The following is a 1,211-nucleotide window of genomic DNA, read 5'->3' as shown; positions in this document are numbered from 1 at the left end:
GACAGTCTGGGTGTACCCCGGCTCTCCTGACCTCAAGCCCTCGAACCGCCCGGTGCGGACCCGCATGCCGGGTGGTGTGGCAGGGGTGCCTCCGAGACGGAGGCCCCCTATGCCGATGGTTCAGGGAATATGTGGCGCCGCGCCTGGGGTGGACCGCAGTGTCAGAACGCTGTCATCTGCGCGCACGATGATGCGTGTTCTTCCCATCGCCCAAACAGCGTCCCCGCGCCCAGGAGTACCCATGCTGCTGCAGCCCCATCATCCCGTTCGTGTGACCACTGGCGCCCCGCGTCGGGAGTTTTTGCGCCAGATGTTCTGGACGGCGGGTGCCTTGGGCGCCGCGGTGGCACTGCCCGGCCAGGTGGCTGCCTCGCCAGCGTCTGCCCGCCAGGGCCAGTTGCCGCCTTTGGGCCCACTGCAGGCGCCCGATGCCAACGGGGTGCGCTTGCCGGCCGGGTTCACCAGCCGTGTGGTGGCCCGGGCCGGCGATCGCCCGGTGCGTGGCTCGCTGTACCGCTGGCATGGCCTGCCGGATGGCGGCGCCACCTACGCCTGCGAGGACGGTGGCTGGATGTACGTGAGCAACAGCGAGCTGCCCTTGGTGGGCGGCGTGGGCATGTTGCGCTTCAATGCGGCGGGTGAGGTGGTGCAGGGCCGGCGATTGCTGGGCGCCACCACGGCCAATTGCGCTGGGGGCAAGACCCCCTGGGGCACCTGGCTGTCGGGTGAAGAGTTCGAGCTGGGCCGGGTGTGGGAGGTGAACCCCTACGGCACGCAGCTGGATGCGCGCCCCCGGCCCGCCTTGGGCATCTTCAAGCATGAGGCCGTGGCGGTGGACCCGGTCCACAAGATCTTGTACCTGACTGAAGACGAAAGCGACGGCCGCTTCTACCGCTTCGTGTGCAGCGCCCAGGACTGGCCTGCTGGCGCCTCCCGACCCCGTCTGGAGCAGGGGCGCCTGCAGGTGATGGTGATTCGCGGGGTGGGCTCGGGCGCCTACCCGGGCACCGAGGTGGACCTGAGCCAACCCCAGGCCACCGAATGGCTGGACGTGGTGCAGCCGGGTGTGGCCCAGAAGGTGGTGCGTGGCCTGATGGGCGACCGGGCGCCAGGCACGGTGTTCAAGGGGGGCGAGGGCCTGTGGTTCTTTGAAGGCGTGGTGTACTTCTCGACCAAGGGTGACAACCGCATCTGGGCCTACGACACCCGCA

General features: G+C 69.2%; 1 protein-coding gene. It reads left to right on the top strand.

What is annotated here, in order from left to right; translation table 11 throughout:
- Positions 1-241: 241 nt before the first annotated feature.
- On the top strand, positions 242-1,211 hold a 970-nt coding region (locus PQ963_06135; GenBank protein ID MEN4029242.1), incomplete at its 3' end, for a DUF839 domain-containing protein.

The organism is Methanobacterium sp. (assembly GCA_039666455.1).
GTDB lineage: Archaea > Methanobacteriota > Methanobacteria > Methanobacteriales > Methanobacteriaceae > Methanobacterium_D.
The sequence above is the reverse complement of the archived record's forward strand: the minus strand, read 5'-3'. Positions and strand labels throughout refer to the sequence as shown.